This is a genomic window from Aeromonas dhakensis (genome assembly GCF_000820305.1).
GTDB lineage: Bacteria > Pseudomonadota > Gammaproteobacteria > Enterobacterales > Aeromonadaceae > Aeromonas > Aeromonas dhakensis.
In genome coordinates this window covers 46,757-60,581 of sequence record NZ_CDBH01000039.1, presented here as the reverse complement: position 1 = coordinate 60,581, position 13,825 = coordinate 46,757, and the positions used below count along the sequence as shown (strand labels likewise).

Sequence of the window (13,825 nt, the reverse complement as noted above, 5' to 3'; positions counted from 1 at the left end):
GTATGCTGGGGCCTCGCTCTCAACTCGCCGTCGCCCGTTCGCCCTATGTCGCCCAAATCCCTCTCTGCCAAAGCCACCAAGATCACCGACGTCGCCCAGTGGGCGGGAGTGTCGGTCACTACCGTCTCCATGGTGCTCAACGGCAAGGGACGCATCTCGCCGGCCACCGCCGAGCGGGTGCAGCAGGCGATCAGGGCGCTCGACTACGTGCCCAACAGTGCCGCCGCCAACCTGCGCAGCCAGCAATCCAACCTGGTGGGGCTGATCCTGCGCGACATCACCGACCCCTTCTATACCGAGGTGACCGCCGGGGTGAGCGAGGTGCTGGAGCAGCAGGGCTATCTGCTGTTTCTGACCCAGTGCGGCCACAGCCCGGAGCGGCTGCAACAGAGCATCCAGTCCCTGTCACGCCAGGGGGTGGCGGGCATCATCTTCAACCCGGTGCGCGGCGCGGCCGCCAATCCGCTGGAGCCCCTGCTCGACTCGGCGCTGCCGCTGGTGTGCGCCGCCCGCTCCTACTATCGGGACGACGTGGACTTTATCGGCCCGGACAACACCCACGCCGCCCAGCAGGCCACCACCTACCTTATCGAACAGGGTCATCGCCACATCGCCTACGTCGGCGGGCGGGCCGACTCCCTCACCCGCGCCGAGCGCATCGGCGGCTACTGCGCCAGCCTGCTGCAATACGGCCTGCCCTTCAAACCGGAGTGGGTACTGGAGTGTGAACGCACCCAGCGCAGCGCCGCCGACACCATCGCCCAGCTGCTGCATCAGCACCCCAAGGTGACCGCCGTGCTCTGCCACTACCCCGAGGTGGCCCTCGGTGGCATCTACGGCGTCGAGGCGAGCGGGCGCAGCGTGGGCAAGGACAACTACATCGGCCAGCAGGTGGCCCTGCTCGGCTTTGACGACGTGGCGGAGGCCGAGCTCACCTCCCCCGCCCTCACTTTCGTCAGCTCGCCGGCGCGAGAGATAGGCCGCCAGGCCGCCCTGCGCCTGCTGACCCGGATGCAGCAGCCCGAACTCGCCCCCACCCGTCATATCATCACCCCCAGCTTGCAGAAGAGGGCGTCGGCCTGAGTTGGCAAGGCAGGTCCGTCTGCAGCAGACCGAATTTGCCATATCATCACCGCTCATCAGCAAATCGCAGAAGCGGGCGTCGGCTTGAGTTGGCTGGGCAAGCCCGAGCGTGCCCCCACCCGCCATATCATCACCGCTCACCAGCAAACCGCAGAAACGGGCATCGGCCTGAGCTGGCAAGGCTGGCAGATTCACGAGCCGCTACCTCTTCACTTTTCCTGCACCTTGATCCAGCGTCGATAGCGGGCGTTGCCAAGCAGGGTCTGCCACTGCTGGCAGGCCAGCGCCAGGGCGGGCGCGATCTTGGGGCGGCTCGGCTGGCCGCGCCCCAGCCGCCGCAACTGGTATTTCACCATCGCCATATAACCTACCGAGGCCAGCACCTTGTTGCGCCAGGGGATGGGCCTGAGCTCGGCACTTGCTGCCTGCTCATGGTGCCATCTGGCGGGCAGATCCGGGGCGATGGCCAGCGCAGTGGCCATGCCGGCGACCGCCACCCCGCTGCCAAGCACCTGCTCCACCACCGGATAGCGGCGAATTCCCCCGGTCACCATCACGGGCATATGGGCAACGGAGACGATCTCCCGAGCGAACTCCAGAAAATAGGCCTCCCGCGCCAGAGTCCGACCATCGCGGGCCTGGCCGTGCATGGCGGGCGCCTCGTAACTGCCGCCGGAGAGCTCCACCAGATCCACCCCGAGCGGGTTGAGCATCTCCACCACCGCCTTTGCATCCTCGGTGCTGAAGCCGCCACGCTGAAAGTCGGCGGAGTTGAGCTTGACCGACAGTGAGAAGCACTCCCTCGCCTGCTGACGGATCCCTTCTACTATCTCCAGCAGCAAACGGGCGCGATTCTCAAGACTGCCGCCCCAACGATCACTGCGTTGGTTGGTGAGCGGCGAGAGGAACTGGCTCAGCAGATAGCCGTGCGCGGCGTGGATCTGTACTCCGTCAAAACCGACACGCTGTGCCAACAGCGCCGTGTTGATGAAGCACGCCTTCACCTCGGCAATGTCGGCCTCGCTCATGGCTCTGGGCGGGGCGAACTGCCTCGAGAAACTGCCGAGCGCCATGGGCACGGCGGAAGGGGCCAGGGTGGGCTGCCCCAGCGCCGCCGGCATCTGGCGACCGGGGTGGTTGATCTGCATCCAGATCTGGGCGCCCCCGCTCTTGGCCGCCTCGGCCCAGGCACTGAAACGCTCGGCCAGCTCTGGGGAGAGATCGTGGGAATCGAGTACCACGCCCCCCGGCCCCGTCATGGCGTGACCGTCCACCATCACATTGCCGGTGATGAGCAGGCCGGCGCCACCCTCTGCCCAAGTACGATAAAGCTGGATCAGCGCCTCTGAGGGGGCATGGTCACGGTCGGCCATGCTCTCTTCCATGGCCGCCTTGGCGAGGCGGTTGATAAGCTGGCTGCCATTGGGCAGGGTCAGGGGAGTAAATGGATTCATGGCGATCTCCTCGGTAATGAGGACCCCACCATAAGTTTGAAGCTGACTTGAAGGTCAAGCCCCTTTATCGGGATGCCGTCGCGATGGGAGAAATGCTATCCACCCGCACAGTCCCTGCTCAGTGCCGTTGACATTCAAGCGGGCTTTAACCCTAGAATTCCCCTTGATCCCGCCGTTTGGCGGGCAGACCCGCCAACCCGCAGCCCAGGAGGCAAGATGAAGATCGGTGAACTGGCCAAAAAGACCGGCATGGCGGCCTCGGCCATCCGCTTCTACGAAGCCAGAGGCCTGCTCAGCAAGGTACGGCGGGGTGCCAATGGCTATCGCGACTACCCGCCCGAGACGGTACCCTTGCTGACCATCATCGGCCAGGCGCAACAGGTGGGCTTCTCCCTCGACGAGATCAAGCAGTTGGTGCCCGCAGATATCAGTTCTTGGCAACACGCCCCGCTACTGGCGGCGCTCGAGGCCAAGGTGAGCGACATAGAAGCGCTGGAGGCAAGACTTGCCCACAGCAAGCAGCAATTGCAGGCCCTGATCCGGCTGGTGGAGTCCAAACCCGACGAGATGCCGTGTGAAGAGAACGCCGCCCGGGTATTGGCCAGCATGGGTATTCCCTCCCCCGAGGGCATCGTAAAAAACACCATCGCAACCAAGCCCGTTACGCACCCCAAAAAGTGATCCCGCTCGCAACCAGCACACGCCCCCAGCATGGGGGATTGAGAGCCAACTGAAGAAGACTATGATGGGCGCGCCATCCATAACAGGTCATCATCATGACAACAGAGTGCACCGCCCAACCCCAAAGCGAGCCACCAAGCGAAATCCATCGCTGTGACAAATGCCGGGAGCGCACCCGCCATATCGTGGTGCTGGTGCCACGGGATCACAGCCAGGACATCATGCCCAAGGATCCGCGCAAAGCCTTCTGGCAAGCCTTTCGCTCCAGCAGCCTGACCAACGCGGTATTCGGCCAGACCCTCGCCTATCAGGCCACCCATGTAAAGCACCTTATCTGCGAGCGCTGCGGCGAGAAGTTTCTGGAGTATTGAGGCCCAGAAGACGGCGCCCCCGGACAGTCAGAGCGAGATAAAAGAGAAATAAAGATGACCTTTGTCGAAATGACCCCCGGTCAACTGCCGCTGGCGCTGCTGCTGGAGGCCGATCCCGCAGAGCAGCGCATTGCCACCTATCTGCCCGGCGCCTGGGGCTTTGCCGCTCTGGCGGGCAACGAGGTAGTGGGCGCCTGTGTGGCGGGTCTGGTGGGGGAGCAAACGGCCGAGATCTTCAATATCGCCGTTGCCCCCAATCGACAGCAGCAAGGTATCGGCTCCGGCCTGCTGCGCTTCGTGCTGACGAATCTGGCCGGGAAAGGGGTATGCCGCGTCGAACTCGGCACCGGCAGCTTCGGCCACCAGCTCACCTATTACCAGCGCCACGGCTTTCGCGTGGATGGCGTCATCAAGGATCACTTCCTTACCCACTACCCGGAGCCCCTGATGGAGCACGGCATCCAGCACAAGGATATGCTGCGGCTCTACCTTGAACTGGGCTAGGCTATCCCCCCCCTCAGCAGCCTGTAGCGCCCTGGGGATAAATGGTGGGGGGATCAATTCAGCGTCGCCACATCTCATCGAAAGCAACGAGAGCCATATCGAGCACCATGACACTGGTAAAGGAATGAATGCAGGATGCAGACAAGAAAAGCCAGCCCAGATGAACTGAATGCCATCTTCTGGATGGGCTTTGATGCTTGGGGCGAAGGACTGTCACCGACTGAATATCTGGCGAGCTGCCACGCCAGTCAAAAATACCGCTCCGGTGTGTGGTATGTCCTGATTATGGACAATCAGCCTGTCTCTTCCCTTATCGTCTATCGGGACCGATTTGGCCTTGGCCAGGGCTGTTTTGGCATAGGTTCACTGGCAACGGCACCGGCGATGAGGGGGCAAGGATTTGGCGCCCATCTACTGCGTGGGGTGACAGGCATGCTGCTGGATAGTCCCGATGCCATCGCCACCTTCCTCCATGCAGATATCGACCATCACTTCTACGAGAGGCTGGGGTATAGGCGCATTCCGGGGGGTGATTGCATGTATTTCTCTCATAGGCGGCCACGCTATGTCGGCGAACCGCCAACCTACTTTTAATCCACTCTCAGCCACCATCCACATGGCAGCCACCCGATGGCTCACGACGTTTCTCCACCTTGCCACCCCTCCTCTTCCCCTGATTACCGCCATTTATGTGCTTTGGCTCACATCCAGGAGCCTCTCATTACCTCACAAATTTCTAGCAATGTAGCTCCCTTAGCCAAGATGAGGGCTGGCTCAATGGCAGCTGCACATCGGCACGCACACTTTCAATTCATTGATTTTTAACTATAAAAAAGCAATTTGTGATTCAATCAAGACCCATTTTGTCAGCTGGTCTGCTGTGCGATCAGGATCACACACAAGGCCATGTCGCACAAAAATCCAGTATTTCGCAGTTTTGTCCGATAGGTGCGCGGCCCTGCGGGCGGGATAATAGTGGGGTCACTTTTGTCTGCATGTCCTGGGCGGTAGCCCAGGAAAAGATGCCAACAGGCTCCGGCCAGGAGCAGGGAGAACGCCATGATCACCACCCTTATCAACGAGCAGCTGATCGCGCTCGATTTAAAGGCCACGCGCAAGGAGGAGGTCTTCACCGAGATGACCCGCCTGCTCGCGGTGCAAGGCAAGGTCAGCGACGAGCAACAGTTCATCAAGGACCTGTGGGCCCGCGAAGAGCTGGACAACACCGGCTTTGAAGAGGGCGTTGCCCTGCCCCATGCCAAGAGTGCGGCGGTAAGCACCCCGGCGGTGGCCATCGGCATCAGCCGCGCCGGTATCGAGTACGGCGCCGAGGATGGCAAGCCCTCCCGGCTGTTTTTCATGATTGCCTCCCCGGCCGGCGGCGCCAACCACCATATCGAGGTGCTGGCCGAGCTCTCCGCCAAGCTGATTGAAGAGGGCTTTATCGATGCCCTGCTGGCAGCCAAGACGCCTACCGATGCGCTGGCACTGCTGCTCGAGAAGAAAGAAGAAACAGCCCCGGCGCCCGCCGCCGACAAGGGGCTGATCATCGGCGTCACCGGCTGCCCGGCCGGCATCGCCCACACCTACCTGGCGGCGGAATCCCTGGAGCGCGCGGCCAAGGAGCTGGGCTTTGAGGTGAAGGTGGAGACCAACGGCTCCATCGGCGTCAAGAACAGCCCCACTGCGGCCGAGATCGCCCGTGCCAGCGCCATCGTGGTGGCCTGCGACAAACAGGTGGACATGGCCCGCTTCAACGGCAAACCGCTCATCAAGACCGGCGTGAAGGCCCCCATCAAGGATGGCAAGGGTCTGATTGAGCAGGCGTTGAAGGCCCCCGCCTATGTGGCGGACAAGGATGATAGAAAAGGTGAAGAGAAGAGTTCTGGCGGCAGCTCGGATCTCTACCGTTATCTGATGAACGGAGTCTCCCACATGATCCCGTTTGTGGTCACCGGGGGTCTGCTGATCGCCCTGGCACTGGCCATCGGCGGCGATCCGACTCCAAGCGGCATGCAGATCCCGGCAGGGAGCATGTGGAACCAGATCCTCAACGTGGGCGTGGCCGCCTTTACCCTGATGATCCCCATTCTGGCGGGCTACATCGCCTACGCCATCGGTGACAGACCCGCGCTGGCACCGGGCTTTATCGGCGGCTGGATCGCCAACAACGGCAGCTTCTACGGCGCCGACGCCGGTACCGGCTTTATCGGTGCCATCATCGCAGGCCTCCTGGTCGGCTATCTGGTGCGCTGGATTGCGACCCGCCACTACCACAAGATGGTGCAGCCGCTGGTGCCGATCCTGATCGCCCCCATCGTCGGGTCGCTCTTTATCGCTGCGGTCTTCATCTTTATCATCGGCGCCCCCATTGCCGACATGATGACCGGTCTGAACGCCATGCTGCTCTCCATGAGCGGCGGCAGCCTGGTGCTGCTGGGGATCGTGCTGGGGGGCATGGCCGGCTTTGACATGGGTGGCCCGGTCAACAAAGTGGCCTTCCTGTTCTCGGTGGGCATGATTGCCTCCGGCCAGACCCAGTTCATGGGCGCCATGGCCTGCGCCATTCCGGCCGCCCCGCTCGGCATGTCGCTGGCCACCGTGCTCGGTCGCAAGCTCGGCATCTTCGACGCCACCGAGATTGAAGCGGGCAAGGCTGCCGGCGCCATGGGCCTGGTGGGGATTTCGGAGGGTGCGATTCCGTTTGCCGCCCGTGATCCGCTGGCCGTCATTCCGGCCAACGTGCTGGGCAGCATGACCGCCGCCGTGATGGCCTTCCTGTTCGGCATCACCAACAGCGTCGCCCACGGCGGCCCCATCGTGGCCCTGCTCGGCGCCGTCAACAAGCCGCTGCTGGCCCTGCTTTGCATGATCTGCGGCGCCATCGTCACCGGCGTGGTGGCGGTTGCCCTGAAAAAACTGCGGGTGAAGAAGAGTGACGAGGTGACGCTGGCCAAGGCCGCCTGATCCCCGCCCAACCAAGCCGCCCCCTTGCGGGACGGATGACAAACCGGACGAGGCCACCTGCGGGTGGCCTCCTCTTTTGTCGGGTTCGAGAGAGCCCGTTCACCTCTGCTGTACGACGCCGGCTTGTGATCCTCTTCACGCTTCGCGGCCGGATCCCGCCAAACTAGGAAATTTTCCTACCCCCCCTAGGGATAGCTCTCACGCCATTTGCAGCGCGCCTCATTAAAGTCACGCTACCTGATGTGGTTACCCGACCCGCGCCACGGCGCAAGGGACGGGCATGGGTTCAATCGACAGGGGCTCGCCGCGCAGCGCGCCCGCTTCCTGTTGTTCTTTCCGTGGCGTGACCTCCAACTCCAATCAAAAAGGGTGGAACGCGGCGGAAACAGCGTCTATCTCGCAGAGGATGAACGAAGATGTTTAAACTGCTCGAACAGGTCCGGGTCCCCACCCTGAACCTGCCGGTCGAAGCCCGGCGCAAGCTCTGGTTCAAACCGTTTATGCAATCCTATCTGGTTGTGTTCATCGGTTACCTGACCATGTATCTGATCCGCAAGAACTTCAACATTGCGCAGAACGACATGATCCAGGAGTACGGTCTCTCCATGACCGAGCTCGGCATGATCGGCCTTGGCTTCTCCATCACCTACGGGGTGGGCAAGACCATCGTCTCCTACTATGCCGATGGCAAGAACACCAAGCAGTTCCTGCCGCTGATGCTGATCCTCTCCTCCCTCTGCATGCTGGGCTTCAGTGCCAGCATGGGTGGCACCGGTTTCAGCCTCTACCTGATGATCTTCTTCTACGCGGCCAGCGGTTTCTTCCAGAGCTGTGGCGGCTCCTGCAGCTACTCCACCATCACCAAGTGGACACCCCGCAACAAGCGCGGCACCTATCTGGGCATGTGGAACCTCTCCCACAACGTGGGCGGCGCCGGTGCGGCCGGTGTGGCGCTGTTCGGTGCCAACTACCTGTTCGATGGCAACGTGCTCGGCATGTTCATCTTCCCCTCCATCATCGCGCTGATCGTCGGCTTTATCGGCCTGCGCTTTGGTAGCGATTCGCCGGAGGCCTATGGCCTGGGCAAGGTGGAAGAGCTGTTTGACGAAGTGGCGAGCGAAGAAGACGTTGCCACCGAAGAGCAGAAGTTGACCAAGTGGCAGATCTTCGTGAAGTACGTGCTGCTCAACAAGGTGATCTGGCTGCTCTGCTTCGCCAACATCTTCCTCTACGTGGTGCGCATCGGTATCGACCAGTGGTCCACCGTCTACGCCCACCAGGAGCTGGGCTTCTCCAAGGACGTGGCCATTCAGGGCTTTACCTTCTTCGAAGTGGGCGCCCTGGTCGGTACCCTGATGTGGGGTTACCTCTCCGATCTGGCCAACGGTCGCCGTGGTCTGGTGGCCTGCGTGGCGCTGGCGCTGATCATCGCCACCCTGGGGCTCTACCAGCACGCCACCACCCAGTTCATGTTCCTGGGCTCTCTGTTCCTGCTGGGCTTCCTGGTGTTCGGTCCGCAACTGCTGATCGGCGTGGCCGCCGTGGGCTTCGTACCCAAGCAGGGGATCAGCGTGGCCGATGGCGTCAAGGGCACCTTCGCCTACCTCATCGGTGACAGCTTCGCCAAACTGGGTCTGGGCATGATCGCCGACGGCACCCCCATCTTCGGCCTGACCGGCTGGACCGGCACCTTCGCGGCGCTGGACATGGCCGCCGCCGCCTGTCTGGTGCTGATGGCCTGCGTCGCGGTTGCCGAAGAGCGCAAGATCCGCCGCATCAAACGTGAGCTGAAAGCTGCCACTTTGGCGACCCAGTCCGTCTGAGCCCCGGCATCCGCCCGATCTTAAGATTTCACTCCGTAGTGTGTATTCGGCCCGCCCTCTGGCGGGCCGTTTTTTATCCCCTCTTTTCCCCACTCGTCCCTTTTGTGGCCGCAAAAACGCTCACCCCTTGCCCATCCCTTCAACAGAGCGCAGTCGGGATCCCATTTTTGCCTCCGTCCCTTTGGCAAGGCCGTCCCTTGGCGCTATCTTGTTGCCCCACCCGAATTTGCCGTGAGAGCCCATGAAGATCCTCGCCGTCACCGCCTGCCCCACCGGCATCGCCCACACCTACATGGCCGCCGAGGCGCTGCAAAAAGCCGCCGACAAGCTGGGGCTCAAGATCAAGGTCGAGACCCAGGGAGCCATGGGGCTGGAGAACATCCTCACCGCCCGCGACATCGCCGGCGCCGATCTGGTGCTGATCGCCTCCGATATCGAGATTGAGCAAAAAGATCGCTTCCTCGGCTGCCCTATCCACCAGGTGGCGCTGGAGGCAGTGCTGCTCGATGCGGTAGCCGTGCTCAAGACCGCAGCTCCCGACGTCTGAATGCTGATCCGCGAGATCTCCTTTCACTGCCGGCTGGGACTCACCATCACCCAGGCCAAGCAGCTGAGTCGGCTGGCCGGGCTGTTCAAGTCCCATATCCAGTTCATCAACGTCACCCGCCGCCAGGCGGTGGAGGCGACCAACCAGCTCTCCCTGCTCACCCTGGCCACCCAGCCCGGCGATCTCTGTCTGCTGCTGATCGAGGGGCTGGATGCCGAGCTCGCCCACATGGCCTTCACCTGCTGGTGCGTGGAGCTGGGCCAGCCACTGGGGCGCCCGGGCAGCGCCGCCCTGGCCGAGCAGCGCCTCACTCAGGCACTGCCCGACTATTGCTTTACCCTGGCCCAGCTCGGCCATGCCACGGCCCCCCTCGACAAGGGCCAGGCGCTGGCAGTGCTGGTGGATCTGCTGCCCGCCGCGCTGATAAGCGACAGGCCAGCGCTGGAGCAGGCCATCGCCGCGCGCGAGCAGCTGGCTGCCACCATCATCCGGCCCGGCCTCGCCATGCCCCACGTCATCTGCCCCGCCATCCGCCGCCCCGCGCTCTCGCTGCTCAGCAGCAGCGAACCCATCGAGTGGGGCTCCGCGCTCGGACCGGTGCAGACCCTGATTTTGCTCGCAGTGCCCGCCGGCCTTGCCCCCGAGCAGTTGCGCCCCCTCACCCGGCTGGCCCGCGCATTGATAGACGAGCAGGTGGGCACGGCGCTGCTGCACGCCGGCTCCGCCCCCGCCCGTCAGGCCATCGTCATCGACGGCCTGCTCGGCTGAGCGGCTGGCCTCCCGTCCCCGTCGTTCATGCCCGCGACAGCCCCCTGTGGTACACTCGCCCTTCCCCTGTTTTTGGTATGCATGCGATGAAATCAGCCCGTCCCCGTCTCTCCCTCTCCGCCCGCCCTGACACCGAGCACAAGGCCAAAGGGCCCGCCACGGCGCGCCCATCCCAGCGCCGGGAGGCGCAGCACGCCATGAGAGACAAGGAGGGCGAGCGCAAACCGGCACCGGCGCCTGCCGATCGCAAGCTGCTGCTGTTGAACAAGCCCTACATGGTGCTCTGTCAGTTCACCGACGAGGCGGGCCGCGAGACCCTCAAGGATTACATCACCGAGCCCGGTATCTATGCCGCTGGCCGGCTCGACCGCGACAGCGAGGGGCTGTTGCTGCTCACCAACGACGGCAAGCTGCAGGCGCGCCTCACCCAGCCGGGAGAGAAGACCCCCAAGACTTACTGGGTGCAGGTGGAAGGCGTGCCAAGCGAGGAGAAACTGGCCGCCCTGCGCGCCGGGGTAGAGCTCAACGACGGCATGACCCTGCCCGCCGGGGCGCGCATCATGGAGGAACCGGCCGTGTGGCCGCGCAACCCGCCCATACGCGAGCGCAGGGAGATCCCAACCTGCTGGCTGGAGATCAAGATTGTGGAGGGGCGCAACCGCCAGGTGAGGCGGATGACCGCCCATATCGGCCACCCCACCTTGCGCCTTATCCGCTACGCCATCGGGGAGTGGACCCTCGATGGTCTGGCGCCGGGGGAGAGCCGCGCCCTGCCCGCTCCCGAGCTGGCACCGGCGCCACGGCATTCTGCAACGCACGGCAAGCCGCGCACATCCGCCAGGCCACAGGGAGCCGGCAGCAACGGCAAGGCCCGGCCGACCCGTGACGCTCAACACCAGGAACAACACCAAAAGCGGGACAGCCGCGAAGCGGGCCCCCGCCCGGCCAATCGCAGCGGCGGCCGTGGCACCGCGCGCCGCCCGGCCCGCAGCAAGCCATCGGAATAACACGAGCAAGCCATTTGGCCAGCGTGCCGCAACATAGATGGCGCAACCTGATCGAGTGCCACAGCAAGGCACAGTACACAAGACAAGGAGTCCCAATGAGCGATCATCCCCCCCTGCCCGCCCGCCTTACCGTGGCCGCCCTGGTGCACTGGCAGGGCCGTTTCCTGCTGGTGGAAGAGGAGATAAAAGGCCAGCGCCGCTTCAACCAGCCCGCCGGCCACGTGGAGCCGGGGGAAGATCTCGTCCAGGCGGCCTGCCGCGAGCTGAAAGAAGAGACCGGGCTCACCGCCGCTCCCACCGCCTGGCTCGGGGTCTATCTCTACAAGCCGGCGGACAGCGAGGCCACCTTTGTGCGCATCGCCGTCATCTTCGACCTTGAAAAGGCGCCGGGCCAGCACCATCCAGAGGATCCCGACGGCGACGTGCTGGCCTGCCACTGGCTCACCCTGGAGGAGATTGCCGAGTGCAAACCGGCCCTGCGCAGCCCTCTGGTGTGGCAGTGCATTCAGGACTATCTGGCCGGCACCCGCTTGCCGCTATCGGCCCTCAAGGCCTTTATCTAAGAGCCGTTGGAGGCTCTTTTTGACGCCGTGAGGCCGAGACAAGAAAAACGATTTCCTGCTGCCGGGTTCCTGATGGGAACGGTGGCATGGATATGTGACCGGGGGCGCGAAATTCTGGTAGAATACGCCCCGTTTAAACGAACTGGTAACTTCGACTAATGACAGACAACAGCCAAATCAAGGTGATCGTCGGCATGTCCGGCGGCGTGGATTCTTCCGTCTCGGCCTACCTGCTCCAGCAGCAGGGCTATCAGGTCGAAGGCTTGTTCATGAAGAACTGGGAAGAAGACGACACGGACGAGTACTGCTCTGCCGCCCAGGATTTGGCTGATGCCAAGGCCGTCTGCGACAAGCTGGGGATGAAACTCCACACCATCAACTTCGCCGCCGAGTACTGGGACAATGTGTTCGAGCACTTCCTCGAAGAATACAAGGCCGGCCGTACGCCGAACCCAGATATCCTGTGCAACAAGGAGATCAAGTTCAAGGCGTTCCTGGAGTTTGCCGCCGAGGAGCTGGGGGCCACCTACATCGCCACCGGCCACTATGTGCGCCGTGACGACAGCACCGGCCGCCCGCGCCTGCTGCGCGGCCTCGATACCAACAAGGATCAGAGCTACTTCCTCTACACCCTGAGCGAAACCCAGGTGGGTCAGAGCCTGTTCCCGGTCGGGGATCTGGAAAAACCCGAGGTGCGCCGCATCGCCGAGCAGCTGGATCTCATCACCGCCAAGAAGAAAGACTCCACCGGTATCTGCTTTATCGGTGAGCGCAAATTCAAGGACTTCCTGGCCAAGTTCCTGCCCGCCCAGCCCGGCCCCATCGAAACCGTCGATGGCAAAGTCATCGGCGAGCATCAGGGCCTGATGTACCACACCCTGGGCCAGCGCAAGGGCCTTGGCATCGGCGGGCGCAAAGATGCCACCGAAGAGGCCTGGTACGTGGTCGACAAAGAGGTCGAGCGCAACACCCTGATAGTGGCGCAGGGCGAGCATCCCCGCCTCTACTCCGATGGCCTCATCGCCAGCCAGCTGCACTGGGTGGATCGCACCCCCATTCGCGAACCGCGCCGTTGCACCGTCAAAACCCGCTATCGGCAGGAAGATATTCCCTGCCTGATCCAGCCCATTGACGATGAGACCATCCGGGTCATCTTCGACGAGAAACAGGCTGCGGTCACCCCGGGCCAGTCCGCCGTCTTCTACGACGGGGAAGTGTGTCTGGGCGGTGGCATCATCGAACAACGTTTCAGCCATCCGGTGTAAGGGCTGGACGCTCACAAGCGTCCGCGCTCTACTCCCTTCTCCCCTCGCGGGGAGAAGGGACAAAGAAAAAACAGCACAAGGCAGTGATACATGATTGGCAACTTCCAGGCCGGATCATGGCATCGGCCGGTGAATGAACAGAACAGGGCTGTGAAGATATGAGCGACAAATTCCAAGACAGAACCATGGCCTTTGCCGGCATCTGCCAGGCCGCCTACCTGGTGCAGAAGGTGGCCCGCGACGGCACCTGTGATGAGGCCTCCCTACGCGAGAGCCTCTCCAGCATCCTGGTCACCGACCCCAAGCAGCCGCTGGACGTGTTCGGCAACCACCTGGCCATTCGCGACGGCTACCGCGCCCTGGTCGAGCAGCTGGGCGCCGACGGCAGCCAAAAGAATGCCGAGCTGACCCGCTACGTGGTGAGCCTGATTGCGCTGGAGCGCAAGCTGGCCAAGCGCAAGGACATTCTCAACATGCTGGGTGAGCGGATCGGCCAGATCGGCCGCCAGCAACAGCATTTCGACCTGCTCGACGAGCAGATCCTGGCCAACATGGCGAGCATCTATAGCGATCTCATCAGCCCGATCGGCCCCAGAATCCAGGTGGCGGGTACACCGCTGTTCCTGCAGCAGCCGCTGGTGCAGCACAAGGTGCGCGCCCTGCTGCTGGCCGGCATCCGGGCCTGCGTGCTGTGGCGCCAGCTCGGCGGAAGCCGTACCCAGATCATCTTCGCCCGCAAGAAGATGGTGGAACTGGCCAAGCGTTACTAATCATTGGCTCGCGCAAAGGCAG

Annotated in this window: 14 protein-coding genes; 13 read left to right on the top strand and 1 reads right to left on the bottom strand. The window is 63.0% G+C overall.

Annotated elements, in window-relative coordinates:
• Positions 1 to 45: 45 nt before the first annotated feature.
• Complete coding sequence (locus BN1143_RS09825) at positions 46 to 1,083, top strand: Mal regulon transcriptional regulator MalI (RefSeq protein ID WP_042050403.1); 1,038 nt, start codon at positions 46 to 48, stop codon at positions 1,081 to 1,083.
• Positions 1,084 to 1,292: 209 nt separating this feature from the next.
• Here BN1143_RS09825 and BN1143_RS09820 read toward each other — a convergent pair whose 3' ends face one another.
• Entirely contained in the window at positions 1,293 to 2,537 is a 1,245-nt protein-coding gene (locus tag BN1143_RS09820) for an NADH:flavin oxidoreductase/NADH oxidase family protein (RefSeq protein WP_042050402.1), read from the bottom strand.
• Positions 2,538 to 2,753: 216 nt separating this feature from the next.
• On the opposite strand from BN1143_RS09820, the gene BN1143_RS09815 reads away from it, so the two are divergent.
• From BN1143_RS09815 to hflD, 12 genes are all read left to right on the top strand, one after another.
• Complete coding sequence (locus tag BN1143_RS09815) at positions 2,754 to 3,218, top strand: MerR family transcriptional regulator (protein WP_042050401.1); 465 nt, start codon at positions 2,754 to 2,756, stop codon at positions 3,216 to 3,218.
• Between the two features lie 95 nt (positions 3,219 to 3,313).
• A complete protein-coding gene (locus tag BN1143_RS09810; protein ID WP_017781171.1) occupies positions 3,314 to 3,589 on the top strand; it encodes a hypothetical protein in 276 nt (91 codons plus the stop codon).
• 54 nt (positions 3,590 to 3,643) lie between these two features.
• Positions 3,644 to 4,093 (top strand): GNAT family N-acetyltransferase, encoded by a 450-nt coding sequence (locus BN1143_RS09805; protein WP_042050400.1) that lies wholly within the window; start codon positions 3,644 to 3,646, stop codon positions 4,091 to 4,093.
• 135 nt (positions 4,094 to 4,228) lie between these two features.
• Positions 4,229 to 4,687 carry a GNAT family N-acetyltransferase gene (locus tag BN1143_RS09800; RefSeq protein ID WP_042050398.1) on the top strand — a complete coding sequence of 153 codons (459 nt, stop codon included), beginning with the start codon at positions 4,229 to 4,231 and terminating at the stop codon, positions 4,685 to 4,687.
• 465 nt (positions 4,688 to 5,152) lie between these two features.
• Positions 5,153 to 7,060 (top strand): PTS fructose transporter subunit IIABC, encoded by a 1,908-nt coding sequence (locus tag BN1143_RS09795; protein ID WP_042050397.1) that lies wholly within the window; start codon positions 5,153 to 5,155, stop codon positions 7,058 to 7,060.
• A gap of 416 nt (positions 7,061 to 7,476) precedes the next feature.
• Positions 7,477 to 8,883 carry a hexose-6-phosphate:phosphate antiporter gene (gene uhpT / locus BN1143_RS09790; RefSeq protein ID WP_017780840.1) on the top strand — a complete coding sequence of 469 codons (1,407 nt, stop codon included), beginning with the start codon at positions 7,477 to 7,479 and terminating at the stop codon, positions 8,881 to 8,883.
• Positions 8,884 to 9,124: 241 nt separating this feature from the next.
• Positions 9,125 to 9,430, top strand: a complete 306-nt coding sequence (locus tag BN1143_RS09785; protein WP_042050395.1) for a PTS fructose transporter subunit IIB — start codon at positions 9,125 to 9,127, stop codon at positions 9,428 to 9,430.
• Positions 9,431 to 10,198 (top strand): PTS sugar transporter subunit IIA, encoded by a 768-nt coding sequence (locus tag BN1143_RS09780; protein ID WP_042050394.1) that lies wholly within the window; start codon positions 9,431 to 9,433, stop codon positions 10,196 to 10,198.
• Positions 10,199 to 10,275: 77 nt separating this feature from the next.
• Positions 10,276 to 11,205: a pseudouridine synthase gene (locus BN1143_RS09775; protein WP_042050393.1), complete on the top strand. Its 930-nt coding sequence runs from the start codon at positions 10,276 to 10,278 to the stop codon at positions 11,203 to 11,205.
• A gap of 95 nt (positions 11,206 to 11,300) precedes the next feature.
• Positions 11,301 to 11,768, top strand: a complete 468-nt coding sequence (locus BN1143_RS09770) for an NUDIX hydrolase (protein WP_017766656.1) — start codon at positions 11,301 to 11,303, stop codon at positions 11,766 to 11,768.
• A 158-nt stretch (positions 11,769 to 11,926) separates the two neighbouring features.
• Positions 11,927 to 13,033 (top strand): tRNA 2-thiouridine(34) synthase MnmA, encoded by a 1,107-nt coding sequence (mnmA, locus tag BN1143_RS09765; RefSeq protein WP_010634593.1) that lies wholly within the window; start codon positions 11,927 to 11,929, stop codon positions 13,031 to 13,033.
• Between the two features lie 158 nt (positions 13,034 to 13,191).
• A complete protein-coding gene (gene hflD / locus BN1143_RS09760; RefSeq protein WP_005298892.1) occupies positions 13,192 to 13,803 on the top strand; it encodes a high frequency lysogenization protein HflD in 612 nt (203 codons plus the stop codon).
• The last annotated feature ends 22 nt before the right edge of the window (positions 13,804 to 13,825 follow it).

Coding starts and splice junctions, on each gene's coding strand:
- BN1143_RS09825 (WP_042050403.1), top strand. CDS start 46: ATGTCGCCCAAATCCCTCTCTGCCAAAGCCACCAAGATCACCGACGTC.
- BN1143_RS09820 (WP_042050402.1), bottom strand. CDS start 2,537: ATGAATCCATTTACTCCCCTGACCCTGCCCAATGGCAGCCAGCTTATC.
- BN1143_RS09815 (WP_042050401.1), top strand. CDS start 2,754: ATGAAGATCGGTGAACTGGCCAAAAAGACCGGCATGGCGGCCTCGGCC.
- BN1143_RS09810 (WP_017781171.1), top strand. CDS start 3,314: ATGACAACAGAGTGCACCGCCCAACCCCAAAGCGAGCCACCAAGCGAA.
- BN1143_RS09805 (WP_042050400.1), top strand. CDS start 3,644: ATGACCTTTGTCGAAATGACCCCCGGTCAACTGCCGCTGGCGCTGCTG.
- BN1143_RS09800 (WP_042050398.1), top strand. CDS start 4,229: ATGCAGACAAGAAAAGCCAGCCCAGATGAACTGAATGCCATCTTCTGG.
- BN1143_RS09795 (WP_042050397.1), top strand. CDS start 5,153: ATGATCACCACCCTTATCAACGAGCAGCTGATCGCGCTCGATTTAAAG.
- uhpT (WP_017780840.1), top strand. CDS start 7,477: ATGTTTAAACTGCTCGAACAGGTCCGGGTCCCCACCCTGAACCTGCCG.
- BN1143_RS09785 (WP_042050395.1), top strand. CDS start 9,125: ATGAAGATCCTCGCCGTCACCGCCTGCCCCACCGGCATCGCCCACACC.
- BN1143_RS09780 (WP_042050394.1), top strand. CDS start 9,431: ATGCTGATCCGCGAGATCTCCTTTCACTGCCGGCTGGGACTCACCATC.
- BN1143_RS09775 (WP_042050393.1), top strand. CDS start 10,276: ATGCATGCGATGAAATCAGCCCGTCCCCGTCTCTCCCTCTCCGCCCGC.
- BN1143_RS09770 (WP_017766656.1), top strand. CDS start 11,301: ATGAGCGATCATCCCCCCCTGCCCGCCCGCCTTACCGTGGCCGCCCTG.
- mnmA (WP_010634593.1), top strand. CDS start 11,927: ATGACAGACAACAGCCAAATCAAGGTGATCGTCGGCATGTCCGGCGGC.
- hflD (WP_005298892.1), top strand. CDS start 13,192: ATGAGCGACAAATTCCAAGACAGAACCATGGCCTTTGCCGGCATCTGC.